Origin of the sequence: Marinibactrum halimedae, assembly GCF_021234875.1 — a bacterium.
Lineage (GTDB): Bacteria > Pseudomonadota > Gammaproteobacteria > Pseudomonadales > Cellvibrionaceae > Marinibactrum > Marinibactrum halimedae.
On the sequence record NZ_JAJQVM010000013.1, the window covers coordinates 28,281 to 48,070 of the forward strand.

Consider the following 19,790-nt stretch of genomic DNA (forward strand, 5'->3'; position numbering starts at 1 on the left):
AAGAGAATACTCAAATTCTCCACGACGTGAAAATTTTGATTATTTTTAAACCGCATGTTTAACGCACAATATGAAACCGTGTGTTTAAACAATACGGATATTAGGGTTATCGCTCTTCATTATTGTTTTATGGCTGTGCAGAAACAAGCGTTGAGCGAAAAATAAAACGGGGTGATTGGTTTAATCCCTCCGTTTTCATCGTTAAAATGCCGGCAAGACAAGACTTACCCCTGACCACCGTCGATGACTGGTTGAAATACACGCAAGATTTTGGATGATTTTGAATGAATGATACGAATTCCTCGTCAACTCCCCATAGGATGAACGCCAATGACGCGAGTTCGGACTCTGTAGAGTTTCCGACCATTGAAAGCGTTGTCGGTCAGACGCCTTTGGTTCGTTTGCAACGATTGAATCCACATTCCTCTAATACCATTTTATTGAAGTTGGAAGGCAATAACCCAGCGGGTTCTGTGAAAGATCGTCCGGCGTTATCGATGATTTCCCGTGCTGAACAACGAGGGGAAATCGCGCCAGGGGATACGTTAATTGAGGCGACCAGTGGCAATACGGGAATTGCGCTGGCCATGGCGGCGGCCATGAAAGGCTATCGTATGATCTTAATTATGCCCGATAACATGACGGCAGAACGTAAAGCGGCGATGGCAGCCTACGGTGCTGAGCTTATTTTGGTAGATAAGGAATCCAGCATGGAAGGGGCTCGTGACTTGGCCAAGGCCATGGAACAAGAAGGCAAAGGGAAAGTGCTTGATCAGTTTTCTAACCCTGATAACCCGTTGGCTCATTATGAAACCACTGGGCCGGAAATTTGGCAGCAAACCCATGGCACTATTACCCATTTTGTCAGCTCTATGGGGACGACAGGCACCATTATGGGAACCTCTCGTTTTTTGAAAGAAAAAAATCCTGATATTCAAATCGTAGGGCTGCAACCGGAAGAGGGAGCGAGTATCCCGGGTATTCGTCGCTGGCCGAAAGCCTATTTGCCGTCTATTTTTGATGAAACCCGAGTTGACCAAATTATCAATATGGCACAAGTGGAAGCCGAAGAGACCATGCGGGCTTTGGCCAAGCAAGAAGGTATTTTCTGTGGTGTTTCATCTGGGGGAAGCGTTGCCGGTGCTCTTCGCCTGAGTAAAACTGTTGAGAACGCCGTGATTGTGGCCATCATCTGTGATAGAGGTGATCGTTACCTGTCATCGGGTATTTATGTTTGATTTAGATTTAGGAATTCCCATTGGCTCGACTTTTCAAGCCCCAGCGCCCCAAAAAGCCACATTCAAGTGTAGGAAGATCTAAACGTTCTTGCGGTGCTGGTGATTCTCAAAAATGTACACCTGTCACTTTGAATATTTCTGGTTACTCTCACGACACAAGGGGCGTGTCCCGTGATCAGAAAAAACCCATTTTTGTGGAGGGAGCCTTAGAAGGGGAAACCGTCACTGCCGAAATCATCCAAGAAGAAAAGTCGTTTTCCCAGGCGCGGTTGGTGGATGTTCAAGTGGCTAGTCACGATCGTGTTGCCCCTTGTTGCCCTCACTATGGTCAATGTGGTGGTTGTCATTGGCAGCATTTACGCAGCGATCGACAAATTGAGGTGAAGCAATCTTTGTTGTTGGATCAGCTCCAACGTCACGCTAAAGTTCGGCCGCAAGAGGTGGCGCCACCGCTTTTGTCGAGCTCAGAAGGTTACCGATACCGGGCTCGCCTCTCAATTTGGCACGATAAGCATGGGCAGGTGACACTGGGCTTTCGTGAGCAAAGTGGTAAAACGGTTGTCGCCATTCAAGAGTGTCCGGTGTTGGTGGCGCCGCTTTCGTTACTTATTGACCCTTTGCGTCAATGGTTAAACCGAGTCAGTGCGGACGCTGCAAAGACAGCGCGACAGTCATTAACGAGGCAGTCATTAAAGCACACCCTCAAGCAACTTCCCGTCAAGCACATTGAATTGCTTTTTGATGGTGAGCGTATCGCGGTGGTTGTGCGTTGCTCAATGGGGAAGTCGAATAGATCATTCGGCCACGACAACGGGTATGAACTCCAATCTTGTTTAACCGATGCACTGTCGGGGCAAAGTGTTGATGTTTGGTATTTAGGCGATGACCAGAATCTCGTTTATATGGCGCCGGGTGACAAGGGTAAGGCAGTGGGGCCTCAAATGGAGTCTGTAGTGGGGCCTCAAATGGAGCCTAAAGAGGCGCCCGTCTATTCTGTGAGGCATCCATCATGGGATGTGCGTTTGAACTTTTCACCTATCGACTTTACTCAGGTGAATTTCGACGTGAACCAAGCCATGGTTCGGCAAGCGGTGAATTGGTTGTGTTCAGAGTTTACCAACCCCAAATCTTTGCGAGTGTTGGATTTGTTTTGTGGTGTAGGCAACTTCTCCCTACCGTTAGCGAAAGAAGTTGGGCAAGTCATTGGGGTTGAGGCAATTGCTTCCATGACTCAGAAGGCCCAGCACAATGCCATGCTCAATGGCATAGATAATGCGTGTTTTGTTGCGGCGGATCTGACGGCTGTGGAGGTATCCAACCCTCTAGATACTCGGTGGTTGGGCAATATTCGTCGGGCGTTGAATGTGTCTCAGAATGACTCACTAAACCAGAGTGACCCACTAAACCAGAGTGATCCACTAAAAATGGACGCTGTGGTATTGGATCCCCCTCGAGCGGGCGCCTTAGAAGTCCTTCCGGTGCTGTCGAAACTTGGGGTGCAATGCATTGTCTATGTCTCTTGCAATCCAGCGACGCTGGTACGTGATGCAAAGGCATTGGGGGCGCTCGGTTACGATTTGCGTCGTATCGGCGTGATGGATATGTTTCCGCACACGAAACATGTGGAGTCCATGGCGTTGTTTGTCAAAGCATGACGATCGATATTTGAGTTACTGTACTGTAAAGCGCAGCGTTGAATGCGCTGACAAGATAAGAAGATGATCAATGGTAAAAGTACGTGAAGATCATCCGCTGGATGCGGAAGGCAGAATCGATATCCAAGTATGGTGCGATCGCCTGGACACTCTTAATAATACGCTGAACGACAAAGAAAAGAGTGCGTTGGTGCGTGCTGCGCTGCTCACGCAAAACGTGCAGGAGAACGTTCCTGCCGCGTCGGTCAGTATTGTTGATATTGATTGCCTCAGCTGGGGTCTCGAGATGGTCGAGATCTTGGCCGATCTGCATTTGGATCACGAAACCTTAATTGCCGCCGTCTTGTATCGTGCAGTAAGAGAACAGCGTTTATCCGTGGATGATCTTGAGTCTCAATTCGGGGCGGCTGTCGCGAAGTTGATTCGTGGTGTGCAAGGGATGGCGATCATTACCAACATGCGCAATGATTCGCCAGAGTCGGTGTTTGGTCGTGAGTCCGCAGAGCAAACCGAAAATGTGCGTAAGATGCTGGTGTCCATGGTGGACGATGTGCGTGTTGCGCTCATTAAACTGGCTGAGCGAACTTGCGCGATTCGTGCGGTAAAAAATGCGCCTAATGACAAGCGTCAACGGGTGGCCAAGGAGGTGTCTGATATCTATGCGCCTTTAGCGCATCGTTTGGGGATTGGGCACATTAAATGGGAACTGGAAGATTTGGCATTCCGTTATTTGCAGGCGGATGAATACAAACAGATTGCGCGTTTATTGGATGAAAAGCGGCTGGATCGACAACACTTTATTGACGAGGTGATTAACACGCTCAATACCGAGCTTGCCAAGGCCAATATCGATGGCAGCGTAATGGGGCGGGCTAAGCATATTTACAGCATTTGGCGGAAAATGCAGCGTAAAGACATTGGCTTTTCCCAAGTTTATGACATTCGTGCGGTACGAATTTTGGTGCCGACCGTTCGAGATTGTTACAGCGTATTAGGTATTGCCCACAGTCTTTGGCGCAATATTCCCAATGAGTTCGATGATTATATCGCTTCCCCTAAAGAGAATGGGTATCGCTCTTTGCATACAGCGGTGATTGGCCCTCAGCAGAAAGTTTTGGAAGTGCAGATTCGGACGAAGTCCATGCATGAAGAAGCGGAATTTGGTGTGTGTGCCCATTGGCGCTACAAAGGCACCGATTCAGAAGGGGTTCAAGACAGTTACGAACAAAAAATCGAATGGTTGAGGCAAGTCTTAGAGTGGCACGATGAAATTGGTGGGGGTGACCCTCTGCAAGATGACTTGGTGACCGGTGTTGAGCAAGATCGCATTTATGTGTTCACCCCGGAAGGGCACATTATTGATTTGCCTCAGTCTGCTACCCCATTGGACTTTGCCTATCGTATTCATACCGACGTTGGCCACTGTTGCCGTGGGGCGAAAGTGAATGGTCGTATTGTGCCGTTAAATCACCCCCTGAAAACGTCTGATCAAGTTGAAATTCTTACCGGCAAGCGCGAAGCCCCCAGCCGAGATTGGTTAGCCCCAGGGCTTGGCTATTTAATGACATCTCGGGCCAGGGCCAAGGTGCAGCACTGGTTTAAAATGCAGGCCCGAGATAAAAACATCGAAGATGGCCGTGCTTTGATGGATCGGGAATTTAAGCGTCTGGGCCTATTGGATTTGGATTTCGATGGATTGGCCAATTCCATGAACCTTAAATCCCTAGACGATTTGTACGCCGCCGTCGGCGCCAGTGATTTAGGGGTTCATCAGGTCTTAAATGCTGCACAGCGTTTGTTGGATTTTAACGACGTTAAAGATCCGGTGGTGCCGCTGTCAAAAAGCAAGGTCAAAGCCGATGGTGCCAACGATATCTTTATCGAAGGGGTGGGTAACATGCTCACTCACATCGCCGGGTGCTGTAACCCTGTCCCCGGTGATGCCATTGTGGGTTACATTACCTTAGGAAGAGGAGTGTCGGTTCATCGTCAAGATTGCACCAATATATTGCAGTTAGGCGAAGATGAGCCAGAGCGAATTATCAAAGTGGATTGGGGTTCCGCGCCACAACAGATGTACAGTGTTGATGTCATTATCGAAGCCTTTGATCGTTACGGTTTATTAAAAGACATTACAACTTTGCTCGATACTCATCGCATTAATGTCAGTGCCATGCAAACGCTATCGGATAAGGGAAAAAATACCGTAGATATGGTTTTTACGGTCGAAATTCGAAGCTTTGAAGAGCTTTCAAGGGTACTGGCCATTATGAATCAACTGCCCAATGTGGCTTCAGCTCGCCGTCGCCGTTAAAGCGTACGCTTATTCTGGACAATATCGTGTACACCATCGAAGACTTGCAAACCTTAATGGCGCGCTTGCGCGACCCAGATACTGGCTGTCCATGGGATACGAAACAAACGTTTTCGACCATTGTGCCTTTTACCATCGAAGAAGCTTACGAGGTGGCTGATGCTATTGAGTCGGAGGACTTTGAGCATTTGCCAGAAGAGTTGGGTGACTTACTGTTCCAAGTGATTTTTTACGCGCAGTTGGGCAAAGAGCAGGGGTGGTTTACCTTCGACAAGGTTGTGCATTCATTAGTGGCAAAGTTGGTGCGTCGGCATCCACACGTCTTTCCAGATGGCACTTTGGAAAGCGTGAAGTCGGATCAAGCAAGCCAAATGAGCCCAGAGCAGGATGCCGAGATAAAGCAGCGCTGGGAAGCAATTAAAGCTGAAGAGCGCGAATCTAAAGGGGCAAAAGGGCTGCTTGATGATGTGCCTGTTTCATTGCCGGCCATCACTCGTGCCGCAAAATTGCAAAAGCGCGCGGCCAGTATTGGTTTTGATGGTGAAGGTGTGCAGGCCATGATAGAAAAACTGGAAGAAGAGGTGGCTGAACTGAAAGCGGCGGTTAAGGCACAGCAAGATCATCATAATGAGTACTGTAATAGTCATATCGAAGTTCACGATAGTATTCGCGATAGTATTAAAGAGGAACTAGGCGATACGTTCTTTTCATTGGTCAATGTTGCCCGCCATCTTAAGGTTGACTCTGAAGCGGCACTGCGGAGTGCGAATCGGAAGTTCGAGAATCGAATACGTTATATGGAGGCTTCTGCCCAAGAGGCTGGGCAATCGCTGAACTCTCTCAGCTTATCGCAGTTAGATGCGCTATGGGAAAGTGCAAAACAAAACGAATGTGAAAAAGAGTAGAAAAGTACAATAGGGTGGGAATTAAGACTCTCAATTAAAATTCCCAATTAAAACTTTCAATTAAAAATAAGAGTTAAGTAAGAAGCGTAAAGATTCATTGTTGTCTTCATGAGTGCCCGGATGCAGATGTTATCGGGGCATTCATGAAGAGCGCTCACGAAAAGCGCGATGAAGAGTTAATGATTTGTTGAAGGCTTCAACGTGCTGCGTAAACGTTGTAAATGCTTTTTACTCAGCGACAGATATTTGGGGGTAGGGCCCACATCTTCATAGAGTGGATCGCCCATTTCGTCGGTTGCTACGACGGTTTTACCGGGCACATAAGGTAGGCTTTTTTCCACATCTTCCAGTGCGGCAGAGAGAAGATCTGTCAATAATTGTTCTTTGGTGCGTTTGGGGTAAAGCTCGCAGAGGGCTTCCAGTTTGGCAGCATCCTCTACGGGCAACTTAAGATGATACTCTGACTCTGTCATTTGACCAGATGCCGTTGATTCCCATAATTGGGCTAATTCGTTCAGTTTCATTTCCAACCTCAGTGTGTGTGCATCCGATATCCAATAGGTAAGGGCTTATCGTGTCGCCCTCTGTCTATCAGTATCGTTCATCATTCTTGTTGCTATGTTATTGCTAGGTCGGGCGGTAATGGTACCCAGCCCTGGTTGACCATTCAATGACTGTGGCGTTTTTTGTATGCGCCGAGTTTCAATACAAGAACGTTTGTAGTCGTTTCGGTGTGTTTATGATTAGGATACGTACGAGAGTATTTATAGTTGATGAAAGCTGGATGGATTCTGAACAATGCACAAAAAAACACAGTTTAGTGAGATAATTCTCTTATAGATCAGCGGTGCAGGCACCGCTCTTGATGAGTATGTATTCGAAGACTTACTCCATTTCCATTCCTTCTTTGTAAACAGAAGACTGATTACGGCCACCGCGTTTTGACGCGTAGAGTGCGGCGTCTGCTTGTTTTAGCCACGCTTTGTAATTATCGATATCAGAAGAAGCTTCTGAGATGCCCAAGCTAATGGTGAATTGAATTTTGTGTTCGCCGGTATCCACCACAGTTTGTTCCACACGTTGTCGTAATCGTTCAGCAAAAACCTTGGCGCTATCTGCACAGGTATTGGCTAGGATAATACCGAATTCTTCACCGCCGTATCGCCCGGCAATGTCAATGTCTCGTTTTGTTTCTAACACTAAGCTGGCAACTGATTTAATCACGTCGTCACCGGGTTGGTGGCCATAGGTATCGTTCACTTTTTTAAAGTGATCGATATCAAACATAATGAGGGATACGGTATTGCCAGAGCGAACAAAACGTTGATATTCCTGTTGCAAACGCGTTTCCCAGTGCCCCCGATTAAAAAGCTGGGGGTCATTTGATCTGTAATGCTGTTGAGAGCCAGAATATCGTTTGCTTCTTTTAACGCCAAACGGTTTACGGCAATGTCGGTAACATCATAAACAATAATACCGACATGAGAGATGTCTCCTTTGATGGATTTGAGTGGAATGAGCGTGGTGTATTGATACATAAAATCGGCTGTCCCGGTGATGGGCCGATAGTTTTTAAATTTGAATACGTAGGGGCGCTCTTCCCAAATGGTATAGGCGCGATTATCCAATAAAAAAACCGAATCAATTTTGTGTTTTAGCCACTCTTTAGAGACGTCGGGGTAGACTGTGAAAATGTCTTTTTGATGGGCATGTTCGGCAGACATGCCAGAGTGATTTTCCATAAATCCATTCCACACACAGATCTTGTAGTTTTTATCAACCACCACAATACCCACGTCAATGGTTTGCAGGATGTACATCATCCAATGCATGTTACTGATTTCAAGTTGCATGAGTTACCCCAACAGATATTCCAGGCGGGCGTCAATGGAGCGCACGGAGTCCGCCGTAAATAACAATAGAACGTCGCAGACGATATCAAAGTTTTCGATTTGATAGGTGACCTCAATGGTCAGAGTGGTATTCCAGCGTTTGACGTTGGCATCGATCAATTGGCTGACCGGGGAATGCCGCCCTAGTACGTTGGGGTAACTTTGGCTGAACGTGATATTCAGCTGTTCCCCAAGTCCATTTAAAATCGCGCCTAATAAAGCTCCGGAAAGGTCGGTAAGTACTTCAACTTCGGTATCTGGTGTAATTTTGCTGTAATGGAGAAGGCGTGCCATGCTGTTGATCGAAGTGTCTTCAAACAGTAACAAAGCCTCCCCCGATATGCCCGGCCCGATGAAGCCTTGGCAGACCGCAGAGATTGATTCCTCTGCTGCAAAATTAAGTGCCATGTGTAATTCACTGGGTTCGAGCATGTTGACCTTAGGTACAGGCAGCTGCACGAATTCCCCGGTCAGTTTGGCGAGTAAGTCACCGGCTCGTCCCATGGCAACGTTGGTAATTTCCTGATAGCAATCAAAGCTCGATACCTCAAATTGGCTGCTACTCTGCCTAGAGGAAAGGTCAGATTGAGTTGTTTCCGATTGAGTATCGGATACAGATTTCGTGGCTTGAGGTGCAGCAGTAAGTGTCTCGTCAGAGCTTGGAGTATAGAGGCCAAAGCGGGTTAACACTTCAAGAACGGTGTCTGGCTCCGCAGGCTTTTTAATAAAATCCAGTGCCCCGAGAGAGAGTACGCGTGCTCTGGCCTTTTCTTGAATATCGCCGGAGACCACAACAACCATCGTGGGCAAGTCTAACTTGCGGATGTTTTCTAGGGTTTCAAAGCCATCCATAACGGGCATAGTCAAATCTAAAAACATCACTTCGCCGTGCCCGGCTTGAAGTGCCTCTAGGGCTTCTTGACCATTGCCTGCAAAGGTAATTGTGACTGGCCAATTAGGGGGAAGTGATCGCGCAATCTGCTTTCGCGCCATGCCCGAGTCATCACATATTACGATCGGAGTCGTCATTCGCTTTTATCGTCGCTCTTCATCCTCAGTTCCAGCATTAGAGATACTGGCACTGCAAACCTTTTCTTTAAACCCAGTGTTTACAAAGCAGCATAAGCTTAGCTGATGGGTTCCATCTTTACCTTGCTTGGGCAGAAAATTGTCATTCGGCACTAAATCAAACAGGGCTTATTCTTAAAAGTAGTTGAAAAACCCGGGTTTACACGGCAATTGCGTGGATTTACTTAAGATGAGAAAGAAAGGGGTAAAAAGCCAGCCTGTTATGGTGAAATATTAATCATATTTAAGTGATGGTTGTTTTTTGGGCGATGCACTTCTTACTGTGTATTTCTTACTATGTATTTCTTACAGAATGGCTTGATATTGAATACGTTTGTAATCGAATCACCTTGTAATGAAAGCGTTGGGTGGCGAGATTCAGAGAGCTGGGTACCCAAGCTGGGGGAGGTAGAGCGCTTTCTTATGTATTTGTGTTAACAGGCTTGAGGGCTTACGATCAGCTTGAAGCGTTGTCTGCGCTCAAGGGCTGTTTGATGTCTGCGTTTTGCCTGGCGTTGGCGGCGTTTCTCGCTGCGTTCTGCATCCGTAGGTAGGCGCTCTAGGTGAAAGAAAGTTTGATAAATGCCACCGAGAAGGCGCATGTAGTTGATGGTCAGGGGCGAGTTGATGCGCATGTAGGCGTCGTTATAGCAAACCAACTCCCAACCATGAATGTGATGCAGCATCTCTAAACGAGCGCTTTTCCCACCCCCGGATAATTGTAAGTCAATAAACGCTTGGTTTAATCGGGAGCGAAGGCAGCTGCTATTGGCGGAAAATTCGATGTACTGATCATTACTGACCAATCGCAAAGTCATGTTGAGCACGTCCGTTACCCTAAATATCAGTATTTGTCTTATCGTCCTAAATATACCAATCATGGTGTAATTAATATGATATTACTCATGACAGCCCCAAGCAATGCCATACTGGCTTTAGCTGAATAATTATAGGAATAATTTCACAAAATTATCAATATTTATTCCAATGTTGGTTGGATAGCCTTAAAGACGCCTTTTTCTACTTCTCAAATCTCCTAATGCGAATGAATTGGGTATTGATTGAAACTAAAAAGTAGCAAATGAAACGAGTATGAAGGTATTCAGAAAAATGAGGGTTATTGGTCATATATAACTTCACCATTTTGTATAACTTAGGAAAGAGAAATAGAAATTATCTCCATTGGTCGGTGAGCAAAGATAGGTAGGTGAACAAAGACAGGTGAACAATAGCTTCTCTCGATGGTTTATTCTCGAATTGTTCAATTACTTGGTTGGGCGTATTGCCGCTTTTCGTCGATCGCTGTGTGATAGTAAATATCCATGTTTTTTTAAATGATGGAGTAACTTATATGGATAACAAAAAAGTTGATGTTGTTACTATCTGTGACACTTTGATACGAAATAAAAGGGGAGTGATTGTTAATGGACGAGTTATATCTGAGGTAAACCCATTTATTTAGAAATAATGAGTATCTTTTCTTTTGTTTTATCAATCGCCTAGCGCAATGCTGTGTTCTTGTTTTTCCTGCTATTCAATATTGTTTCTTTTTGAAATATTGCTTTAAAGGTAAGCAAAAAGAGTTGGATTTTTTTCTGAGTCATGGTGAAATGTAATCGATTTCATTCTGTTGTCTCGCTTTTTATCGATATGGCGGTATGTTTCGGGGTGAGAGGTTGAGGTTATTTATTAAATTTGAAGCTGTTTTAAATAGGGGGTGACAGAGGTATACGTTGTGGTGATAACGATTGGTTGGATGTTCAATAAAAGACAGAATTAAAAAAATAATATAAGTCTGGCAAAAAGTGTTGATTTTCATCTGTTGTTACGAGTGTCTTTTTTGTGAGTCGTGAGCACACTTATTGTGAACGTCGTTTGTGTTAAATAAATCTGTTATGTGCAAAATTCTCGTTGTTTTTCGGTTTTCTGTCTGATCGAGCTTTTTGTCTGGTTCCTCAAAGTGGTTGTTGACGCTTATTTGATGGCATTTGTAGCGTATTAAGTGTGCTTTGTATTAATTATTAATACGATTAATGCATCGAATAATACGCATCGAACGTTACCTCTAAAAACAAACTTTGAAGTAAAAGTAAATGCGTAATTTTTTACTTTTAATGACGAGTAAATCGAAAGTTCCACAATATCGAAAGTTTCACAATAAAAATAATGTTCAATACTGGAGATTTTGCATGACAATTAATTATTTTAATCCATTAAAAAAAGCAACAGCAGGTGCATTGGGAGTGGCTCTATTGCTTTCAGGTACTATGGCTATGGCGCAGCAGTGCCCACCGATTCAATTAGGGGAAAAACACCCTGCACAGGTGGGTAAAGATATGCGTACTGAGCACACACAGCCTTGGTGTGATTCTGTGTGTGTTACGGTATTGGCGAACGGAACAGCATGTGCCAATGCGGCCGGGGGCGTGGTGGGCACTTCTGGTTTCTGTCACGACAGTTCACAGTCTGTTGAGTCTATAAAAGATATTGAGTACAACTTGTGTATTGATATTGATGATCGGTTTATTCGAGAGGCCGATTACGGCGATAGAAACGTTCCAGCAGGACAGAGTCGAATTCCCGGCACCGATTATGAAATGTCTTCCGCCGATGCGGCGTTTTACTTCGCCACGTTGTTTTCGGTAGACAGCAACGGTAATAACGTTATTGATGGTGCGGAAGTGACTTTAGCCAGTGAGAGAGGGTGGCAGTTGGCCAATGAACTGGATTCTAACGGTGATGGCACTATTACTCGGAATGAAGCAGGACAAGTTAAAGGCAGTGATCAATGCCAATTATTGTCTACGGGGTTCAGCTCTGGGTTAGCAACGGATGATATTTTATCGTACATCGGGTTGTATTTGGGTGAACCCATGATCGATAAATACGCAGGGGATCTTGAGGGCGAAGATAAAATTAAGGAAAAACTACTGGAATACACACGCACTTGGCAGCCAAGCTATTGGAAAGATAATGGTCGCACCATAGCAGGTTCGGCCTCGGGCGTTAAGGCGTTTTACGATCCTGCTTATACGGGAACCACTCGACGAGTTTGTGAGGCGGGCTATAACGGTCCTTACAAAGCGTTGTACAATTCAATGAGAGATGGGGCAAATACAGGTAATCCAGGAACGGACGACCCAGGGTCGGATGATTCTAATACCGGTAATCCAGGTTCGAATTTGAGTGATTATTTGGATTCATCCTGTGGCAGTTCACACCCATACCGTTGTCCGTCAAATAGAGCTTGTTTTACGGAAGAGCAAATGAATAACTACTGTTCTGTTCCGACGGCGCCGTCTACCGACCCGGTAATGCCTCCAGTTGATGATACTCCGCCTTCGGATGAGCCAGATGATTTAATCCCAAGTGATAATTGCGGAGATTCACACCCTTATTGGTGTGCCAGTCGAGGCCAGTGTTTTACTGAGCAGCAAATGAATAATTATTGTTTGTAATAGGCACTCAGAAGTTCTTTTTAGTGAGCTTATCAATTATTCATCGAATAATAAGCAACTACACCACACAGTTTCTATAAGTACTGTGTGGTGTAGTTCTATGAAATCACAACTCTTTTTTAATCTAATTAATTTTTATTGTGCCAATATGGGTGTTTTTGGTGACAATATTATGAATTCATCCTTTTCTGGTTGAATTTTGTTCTTTTTGAAATTAGAATTTACAGCGTTTTTAAGAAACTTCGTATTACTCGACCAGACTTTCCAATCAATTTTTTTCATTGTGCCGACGCTGCTAAGAAAAAATCATTTTAAATGATATGTTTTACTGATGCTTAGTTGGCCCTATAAATAATTTGTTAGTTCCGCAGATGGATAGGTAAGCGGTTAGGAGTCAGACATGGATGCTCAAAATCTTTTTATTTTTTCTTCTCATTTCAATTATCTCACTAAGCGCTCACGTAGGTCCTTAGTTTGTGCTCTCTGCGTTCAAGTAACGCACATTGTCCATTCCATTCAGTCGTATACGTAATTTTACTGGCTCTATATAAGAGTATAGCTTTACAGGTTTCATTTTTTCTATTTTTAAATTCATTGTATAAAAATATTTTAAAGGGTGCTGAAGATGAAAAAAATTATCTATTTAGTCGCTTTGTCTACAATGGCCTTGCTTCAAGGCTGTAGTTCGACTGAGTTTACGAGAGTGGCTAACGATGCCATGTCCGGAGCGATTGATGGCGTGTTAGGAGGCACAGGCACGTCTGAATCTGTGAACGCCACTTCTGGTTCGTATTCAGTAGAAAGTGAAAAAGTGGTCATTACTGATGCAAAAAAAACAAAGAAAGATTTTGGTAAAATTACAGTGATAAAAACGGAAAAGAATCCTAAAAACCAAACAAAGCTGAGACTTGATTCTTGTACGCATCCTCGGATTGGCTCCATAAAATGTGGGGGTTATCTGTATGAGGTTACCGAGCAGGGGTGGTTAAAAGAGGAGTTAATTACCTTTGATGATTTAAATCATTCGGAAGTGACATTGGCTGCTGGAGAGTATTACATTAAAGCATACAATTGGGATAGTGGAATGAATCGTTTCGTAACGGGTGAATTTAGCGTGAAGCCATTTGTAACAAATTTAGTGGCTTTAGAATTAGAATAATTTTAAGTTAGGGTGCTCAAAATACTATTTTGAGCACCCTATCGCCGTTAATAACTAGATTTAACTCCTAAGTACATCATTCCTAGGCTGTTAGAGTCTCTTCCATTAATTTAAAGGAAAGGGATCATCCCCATCAAAAAGTCCATCGCCATCTGTATCTGGATTGGTCGGGTCGGTTCCCAGTAAAAATTCTTCGGTGTTGGTTAAGCCGTCACCGTCGTTATCCATAAACGCATCCAATAAATCTAAATCCGAAAAGAAGAATTGTGCTTCCCATGTTCTTGGTAAAGAATCGAAATCTTGATCGTCTTGATAACGGTCATCGGTGGGAAAGGGGTCTTCATTATCGTCACGGCCATCGGCATCGGAGTCCCAGTCATTGGGGTCTGTACCTGCTTGCCATTCCATTCCATTGGGTAAGTGATCGAAGTCGGGGTCGGAAAACCAAGAAAATTCCGTGGTTGATAAGCCATTATTTATTTCCCATTCATCGGGTATGCCATCAAAGTCGTTATCTTTCTGATAGCGGGCATCAGTGGGGACGATATCAAATCCGTCTCGTTGGCGATCCCCATCGGTATCAGGGTTATTAAAATCTGTGCCTGCTCGAAATTCCTCTATGTTATTGAGTCCATCATTATCAAAGTCCTCGGACGCGTCACCACTAAAAAACGAGCTAAGGCCATTGTTTGGATCGTCCTCCAACGCATTGGGCAGTCCATCGAAGTCGTCATCGTAGGAGTAGGCCGGGTTTAATGGGAAGACATCACTAAAATCATTCACCCCATCCAAGTCTGTATCCGGTATGTAGGGTTCTGTGCCTTGAAGGTATTCGTATTTATTGGGTAGAAAATCGCCATCGGGGTCATCCATTGCATCAAAATCCGTGGTGTCACTCAGGCCATATCGTATTTCCCAGCGTTGAGGCATGCCGTCATTGTCTTGGTCTACGGCATAGCGTCGGTCGAGAGGGGCGAAGTCTTGACTGTCTATTTCATAACCATAAAAAGGAATGAAATTGGCGTAACCACTGTCCCAATCTGAGTTGGGTTCTAAAGGCAGCGTGCCCGCATGAAATTCTTCTAAATTAGTAAGCCCATCCCCGTCGGCATCGTCCCAAGCGTCGTCGGCATTAAGTGTATCGAATGTATAAAAATACGTATTATTGCCGGTTTCAAATCGATCCGGCATGCCGTCGTTGTCACTGTCACGCACGTATCGCCGATCTAGCGGAAAGGCATCGCGCCCGTCGTAAAAGCGATCATTATCCGAGTCATTATCGCGAGGGTTGGTGCCGAGAAGAAACTCTTCTCGGTTGGTGAGTCCATCAAAATCAGAGTCAATCGCGCCTTCTTTAACAAGATTATCGAATCGATAATAATCTTCCCATTCGTTAGGTAGCTGATCACCATCATCATCTAGCGTGTACTGGCGATGTAATGGAAAGGCATCCTGATCATCAAAGTAGCCATCATTATCGGTGTCGTCGGAAGTTGGATTAGTACCGAGAAGAAACTCGTCATAAGTACTGAGAAAATCGCCATCTTCATCTAAAATCGAATGGTAAAAATCGTCGTCTGGAAGAGAGAACTTCTCTTCCCAGCGTTTAGGTATGCCGTCAAAATCATTATCTTCTTGGTAGCGAGCGTCCGTTGGGAAGGGGTCGGTATTGTCGTCACGGCCATCATGGTCAGTATCCCACGCTTGGGGGTTGGTGCCTCGTTGCCATTCCCAGCCGTCGGGTATGTGGTCGCCATCGGTGTCAGTGTAAAAAGAAAATTCCTGGGCGGATAATTGGTGTTCTCGCTCCCACTCGTCGGGGATACCATCGTGATCAAAATCCGTTCGGTATTGCCGATTGGTAGGGTCAATATCACGGCCATCTAATTGGCGATCCAGGGCTCCCTAGTAATAAACAATCAAAATGATCCAGATCCAACCCAAATGATCATTGTTTGACCTAATTTTAAATTCAAAAAGATATATTTGGGGTCTCAGGCAATTTGCCTGATGAAATTTTTCTCTTATGAATCTTTCTTTTGATTAATAAAGGTTCATATGGATCAAGCTTTAACCTTAAGAATTGATCAATTATTACTAGGGAGCCCTGATTGGCGATCGTAATCACTGTCGGCATTATAAATGTCCGTGCCCGCCTGAAACTCACGTAAATTATTTAACCCATCGTTATCAAAATCCTCAGAAGCATCTCCCGCATAAAAAGAACTCAGGCCTAACGTTGGATCATCTTCATAGGCATTGGGTATCCCATCGGAATCGTCATCGAACTGGTAGAGTGGATTGGTGGGAAACGCGTCCAACCCATCATCAATACCATCGGCGTCAGTATCGAACAAGGTGGGATCCATCCCTTTTTTGTATTCTTGTAAATTGGTGAACGCATCACCGTCGATATCGACGGTAGCGTCTGAAGAGTCGTCATCATTTAAACCAAAGCGAATTTCCCAGCGACGAGGCATCCCGTCTTGATCGACATCGACGGTGTAAAGGCGATTTAATGGTTCAACATCTTGTTGGTCGTATTCGAATTCCTCAAAAATAATAAAATCGATAAAACCTAAATCCCAGTCGGAATTGGCTTCAGTTAACAGTGTGCCAGATAAAAATTCGTCCAAGTTACTGACTTGATCTCGATCCATATCAGCAAGAGCGTCATTGGGGTTAAGCGGATCTAAAGGAATGAAGGCATTGGCAAAATTATTTTCGAAGCGATCGGGCAAACCATCTTTATCACTGTCTTTACGATAACGGCGATCCAACGGAAAACAGTCTTGGCCATCGTAAATGCGGTCGTTATCGGTGTCGTTATTGCGCGGTTCTGTACCTCGCTGAAATTCCTGCAAATTGGTGAGGCCATCAAAATCGGCGTCGTCAGCGGCGTCATTCACTAATGGATCAAGGCGATGAATGGCTTCCCACTCATCCGGGAGTCCGTCGTTGTCATTGTCCAGATAATACAAAGCATTGAGAGGGTATTTATCGGTGTTGTCTTTCTGCCCGTCTAAATCGCTATCCACTTGGATTGGGTTGGTGCCTAATTGAAATTCGAGCGCATTACTAACAAAGTCGTTGTCTTCATCCGCATAAGGGTCGTCGATATTATGCTCTCTTTCCCATTCATCCGGTAATCCATCCAAATCATGGTCTGAAGTAAAATTAACATGGAGAGGGAAGGGGTCTTCGGCATCATTGATGAAATCGCCATCCGTGTCTTCTTGGCATGGGTTGGTGCCGTATAAAAGTTCTGACACTATTCCGACGCCATCTTTATCGGCGTCTTCGGAAAAAACAGCAATTTGGCACGACGTATTTGTAACGTCCGGTGTTTCAATTAATAAGGCGTTCGCTGAACTGATCGCACTGGAAAAAAGACTCAAACAAAAAGGTATCGCCGCTTTATTCATATTTTGATAAAACATGAGCACCCCTTAATGAGGAAGGTGAGTGAAAACTCAGAGAAGGTTAGAACACTCAATTTTTTGAGTGGTGTTTTGGTTATAGAAGAATGGAGAGATGCAGAGAGGTTTTGGGTGCCGATTTAAAGAGTGATTTATAATGACTTGTCGAAGTCAATATTCGCTTACATTGAGGAAGTATTATTTTGATTTTTGAAAGGCGGGTGTTTGCATATTGTGCCACTTAAAAAAAATCTTTATTTTAAATGGCACAATATGCACAGCAGTGAATGTGCTACTAACGTACTGTGTTACAAATCCTGCTTCACTTCTTTAGGCTCTAATAAACGAGCGTCTTTTCCCATGCGTAAACTGTAAATCAATGAGTAAGACAAGACGTTTTGTACATAACCTCGTGTTTCATGGAAAGGAATGGTTTCAATCCAGATATCGTACGGGACTTCTTTGCCAGAAGGGTTTAGCCATTTTACCACTCGATGCGGGCCGGCGTTGTAAGCGGCTGTTGCTAAAATCCGATTGCCGTTGAAGCGTTCCACCATTTGACTTAAATAATTACTGCCAATGGTGATGTTGTATTGCGGCGTTAATAAATCGTTTTTTCTGTGTGTGGTAATGCCGATTTTTTTGGCGGTTTCTCTGGCGGTTGCTGGCATTAATTGCATTAGCCCCATGGCGCCGGCGGGGGATTTTGCATCAGGGGCAAATGCACTTTCTTGGCGGGCAATGGCCAATAAATACTGAGGCGCCAATGACGTCGATTTGGCCGCTTCATTCACTTCATTTTGATACACCAGTGGGAAGCGTAGGTTTAAATCATCCCAGAAGCGGGCTTGGCTCATGGATTCAATGGTTTTTCGGTGCCAGCCCCATTGATTGGCAAGCTTGGCGGCCGATAACAGCTCGTCTTTGCTTAAGTCTTGGGTGCCGTAACGCCATTCCATGCGAGCCTGGTTGATATGGCCAATTTCGTAAAGCTCTTTAGAGCGAGCCAGTGCCGGGCGTTGAGCCACTTGCTCAATCATCATGGGGGAGGGGGTGACATCCGTATGATCTAAGCTGTATTGGGAGCCTAATCGGTCGGCAGCAAGAAATCCGTAAAAGTCGCGGTCTTGGGCTAATTCTTGGTAGATTGTCGTAATGGTTTCTCGTTCAGCCTCACTCTTTGCTAGGTGTTCGTTTGCGCGTGCTTGCCAGTAGCGCCAGCGATGGGTGTGCTGCTCTTCATCGCTGAGTCTGCCAATGTACAGGCTAACGTCTTGCCAACGGTTTTCCTTAAGAGCAACACGAATTAATCGCTCCATGACTCGATCACTGACGACATTGTTACTGTCGAGAATTTGAGTGGCGGTTTTCGGATGCTTTTTTTGCAGTAGTCGATAAGCAAGATGTTCTATGGTTTGGCTACGTTCGTCTTGTTCAAAAAAGACGCTGGAGTCAAATTGTTCCCAGATTCTTAAGGCTTGTTTCGGGTTGGTTCGAGCTAATCGGCGCACGCCATACAGCATAACCGATTGCAATTCGGCCTCTGGGTAGGTGGTGTAGTCTTTCAGGCGAGATAAGCGCGAAGGGTAGTGGTACAAATCGCGCATCTGTTTGGCAAGAGGCTGTAAGGCAGGGTCAATTTTTTTACTGATGTATTTTGCCAAGCTGAGCTTGCGAGCTTCTACGGCTTTAAAGTGTCTTTCCCAAGCGATTTCTGATGAAAAGTATTCGCTCTGCATCCATTCTTTAAAGAGGGGGTCACAGGCTTTGGGCAGTGATTTACCTTGATTCCAAATAGGGGCGACAGACTCCAAAGCCTTGGGTTCGCCATGATTAAATCGAGCCATCAAATATTGGCAATACAAACCTTCATCTTTAATAGACTCGTCATAGTAGCTTTGAAACTCATGCCAGCGGTTCGAGCTTGCCAGTTTTTTCAACCACGCTTTACGTAAGCGGTGCGATAACCAAGAGTCTTCATTCTCTTCCAAGAATTGTTCAACTTTTTTATAAGGGCGTTTGTTCAGTTGTGAAATTAAATCTGAGTAATGAAGGTAAGGCACCAACGGGTAGTCTTCCAGTTGGTCATAAGGGACTTGATCATAGGTCAGTTTTTTTTGCTTCAACTTTTTTCGCACTTCTAGGTACAGTGCGCGTTGCTCATTGAGCTTTTGAGCAGAGTTGGTTGCCGTCGTTGTGGTATTGGCTGGCGTATCATTGACGAGTATTTTATTTAGCCCGGCCTGTGCAGAATCAGCAGTGATGCCGTCGTTGTTTAGTGCTTCGGCCTCTATGCTAATGGCATTGTGAGTAAAGAGGCTAAAAAGAATAACACTGATGAGTGCGGTCGATGAGGCCAATTTTGTAGATAAAGCTTTTGTAGATAAAGCTAAAGAGACAGGGCGTCTTGCGTACAAAGGCGTTTTGTTACTCTTGTGCATGGCGTCTTGGCTATTTGGTTGTGGTTTGGACGTTGAGGTATAAGACAACTTACCTTTAATAAGATTTCCTAAAAAAACTGATTAATTCGGCGTCAATGGCACAGATAACGTATCCACTGTCCTTCCTTAAGACTATTCTTGCTGATTTTTTACATAAAATCCAACGCTTAACTGACTGGTTTTAAATGCATTTTTAAGTAGGCGCGTCGGATTCTTCAGAATCTGGTTATAATGCAACGCG

Annotated in this window: 15 protein-coding genes and 1 pseudogene; 7 read left to right on the forward strand and 9 right to left on the reverse strand. The window is 44.8% G+C overall.

From position 1 onward, the window contains the following. Positions 1 to 320 precede the first annotated feature (320 nt). From cysM to mazG, 4 genes are all read left to right on the forward strand, one after another. Positions 321 to 1,238 carry a cysteine synthase CysM gene (cysM, locus tag LU351_RS09215; RefSeq protein ID WP_232593847.1) on the forward strand — a complete coding sequence of 306 codons (918 nt, stop codon included), beginning with the start codon at positions 321 to 323 and terminating at the stop codon, positions 1,236 to 1,238. Between the two features lie 164 nt (positions 1,239 to 1,402). After that, a complete protein-coding gene (locus LU351_RS20900; protein ID WP_232593783.1) occupies positions 1,403 to 2,893 on the forward strand; it encodes a methyltransferase domain-containing protein in 1,491 nt (496 codons plus the stop codon). Between the two features lie 70 nt (positions 2,894 to 2,963). Continuing rightward, complete coding sequence (relA, locus tag LU351_RS09225; RefSeq protein WP_232593784.1) at positions 2,964 to 5,207, forward strand: GTP diphosphokinase; 2,244 nt, start codon at positions 2,964 to 2,966, stop codon at positions 5,205 to 5,207. A 26-nt stretch (positions 5,208 to 5,233) separates the two neighbouring features. Then, positions 5,234 to 6,112: a nucleoside triphosphate pyrophosphohydrolase gene (gene mazG / locus LU351_RS09230; RefSeq protein ID WP_284285412.1), complete on the forward strand. Its 879-nt coding sequence runs from the start codon at positions 5,234 to 5,236 to the stop codon at positions 6,110 to 6,112. Between the two features lie 176 nt (positions 6,113 to 6,288). Here mazG and LU351_RS09235 read toward each other — a convergent pair whose 3' ends face one another. The 5 genes from LU351_RS09235 to LU351_RS09255 all read right to left on the reverse strand — a co-directional run bounded on the left by LU351_RS09235 (position 6,289) and on the right by LU351_RS09255 (position 9,890). Next, positions 6,289 to 6,636 carry a type 1 pili tip component gene (locus LU351_RS09235; protein WP_232593785.1) on the reverse strand — a complete coding sequence of 116 codons (348 nt, stop codon included), beginning with the start codon at positions 6,634 to 6,636 and terminating at the stop codon, positions 6,289 to 6,291. A 361-nt stretch (positions 6,637 to 6,997) separates the two neighbouring features. Then, positions 6,998 to 7,453, reverse strand: a complete 456-nt coding sequence (locus LU351_RS09240) for a GGDEF domain-containing protein (RefSeq protein ID WP_232593786.1) — start codon at positions 7,451 to 7,453, stop codon at positions 6,998 to 7,000. Next, positions 7,369 to 7,965, reverse strand: coding sequence for a PAS domain-containing protein (locus tag LU351_RS09245; RefSeq protein WP_232593787.1), 597 nt, complete (start codon positions 7,963 to 7,965; stop codon positions 7,369 to 7,371). Before LU351_RS09245 ends, LU351_RS09240 begins: the two co-directional genes overlap by 85 nt. A 3-nt stretch (positions 7,966 to 7,968) precedes the next feature. Then, positions 7,969 to 9,033, reverse strand: a complete 1,065-nt coding sequence (locus LU351_RS20905; protein WP_332840149.1) for a response regulator — start codon at positions 9,031 to 9,033, stop codon at positions 7,969 to 7,971. Between the two features lie 473 nt (positions 9,034 to 9,506). Then, a complete protein-coding gene (locus LU351_RS09255; RefSeq protein WP_232593788.1) occupies positions 9,507 to 9,890 on the reverse strand; it encodes a hypothetical protein in 384 nt (127 codons plus the stop codon). A 1,371-nt stretch (positions 9,891 to 11,261) separates the two neighbouring features. Here LU351_RS09255 and LU351_RS09260 point away from each other — a divergent pair. Both LU351_RS09260 and LU351_RS09265 read left to right on the forward strand, forming a co-directional pair. Continuing rightward, positions 11,262 to 12,530: an EF-hand domain-containing protein gene (locus tag LU351_RS09260; RefSeq protein WP_232593789.1), complete on the forward strand. Its 1,269-nt coding sequence runs from the start codon at positions 11,262 to 11,264 to the stop codon at positions 12,528 to 12,530. A 625-nt stretch (positions 12,531 to 13,155) separates the two neighbouring features. Further along, positions 13,156 to 13,689 carry a hypothetical protein gene (locus LU351_RS09265; RefSeq protein WP_232593790.1) on the forward strand — a complete coding sequence of 178 codons (534 nt, stop codon included), beginning with the start codon at positions 13,156 to 13,158 and terminating at the stop codon, positions 13,687 to 13,689. A gap of 105 nt (positions 13,690 to 13,794) precedes the next feature. Here LU351_RS09265 and LU351_RS20910 read toward each other — a convergent pair whose 3' ends face one another. Continuing rightward, positions 13,795 to 14,904, reverse strand: coding sequence for a hypothetical protein (locus tag LU351_RS20910; protein WP_232593791.1), 1,110 nt, complete (start codon positions 14,902 to 14,904; stop codon positions 13,795 to 13,797). 420 nt (positions 14,905 to 15,324) lie between these two features. Here LU351_RS20910 and LU351_RS09275 point away from each other — a divergent pair, with 420 nt between their 5' ends. Next, on the forward strand, positions 15,325 to 15,483 hold the full coding sequence (locus tag LU351_RS09275) for a hypothetical protein (protein ID WP_232593792.1): 159 nt from the start codon (positions 15,325 to 15,327) through the stop codon (positions 15,481 to 15,483). Here the strand turns inward: LU351_RS09275 and LU351_RS21035 are convergent. From LU351_RS21035 to LU351_RS09285, 3 genes and pseudogenes are all read right to left on the reverse strand, one after another. Next, positions 15,421 to 15,588: pseudogene (locus LU351_RS21035) on the reverse strand (hypothetical protein); the annotation flags it as partial. The gene LU351_RS09275 and the pseudogene LU351_RS21035 overlap by 63 nt on opposite strands. 188 nt (positions 15,589 to 15,776) lie before the next feature. After that, positions 15,777 to 17,129, reverse strand: coding sequence for a hypothetical protein (locus LU351_RS09280; protein ID WP_232593793.1), 1,353 nt, complete (start codon positions 17,127 to 17,129; stop codon positions 15,777 to 15,779). Positions 17,130 to 17,416: 287 nt separating this feature from the next. Then, positions 17,417 to 19,549: a transglycosylase SLT domain-containing protein gene (locus LU351_RS09285; RefSeq protein WP_232593794.1), complete on the reverse strand. Its 2,133-nt coding sequence runs from the start codon at positions 19,547 to 19,549 to the stop codon at positions 17,417 to 17,419. Positions 19,550 to 19,790 lie beyond the last annotated feature (241 nt).

Excerpts from the sequence above, each read along its gene's own strand:
- cysM (WP_232593847.1), top strand. The coding sequence starts at position 321 with ATGAACGCCAATGACGCGAGTTCGGACTCTGTAGAGTTTCCGACCATT.
- relA (WP_232593784.1), top strand. The coding sequence starts at position 2,964 with ATGGTAAAAGTACGTGAAGATCATCCGCTGGATGCGGAAGGCAGAATC.
- LU351_RS09235 (WP_232593785.1), bottom strand. The coding sequence starts at position 6,636 with ATGAAACTGAACGAATTAGCCCAATTATGGGAATCAACGGCATCTGGT.
- LU351_RS09245 (WP_232593787.1), bottom strand. The coding sequence starts at position 7,965 with ATGCAACTTGAAATCAGTAACATGCATTGGATGATGTACATCCTGCAA.
- LU351_RS20905 (WP_332840149.1), bottom strand. The coding sequence starts at position 9,033 with ATGACGACTCCGATCGTAATATGTGATGACTCGGGCATGGCGCGAAAG.
- LU351_RS09255 (WP_232593788.1), bottom strand. The coding sequence starts at position 9,890 with ATGACTTTGCGATTGGTCAGTAATGATCAGTACATCGAATTTTCCGCC.
- LU351_RS09260 (WP_232593789.1), top strand. The coding sequence starts at position 11,262 with ATGACAATTAATTATTTTAATCCATTAAAAAAAGCAACAGCAGGTGCA.
- LU351_RS09265 (WP_232593790.1), top strand. The coding sequence starts at position 13,156 with ATGAAAAAAATTATCTATTTAGTCGCTTTGTCTACAATGGCCTTGCTT.
- LU351_RS09280 (WP_232593793.1), bottom strand. The coding sequence starts at position 17,129 with ATGTTTTATCAAAATATGAATAAAGCGGCGATACCTTTTTGTTTGAGT.
- LU351_RS09285 (WP_232593794.1), bottom strand. The coding sequence starts at position 19,549 with ATGCACAAGAGTAACAAAACGCCTTTGTACGCAAGACGCCCTGTCTCT.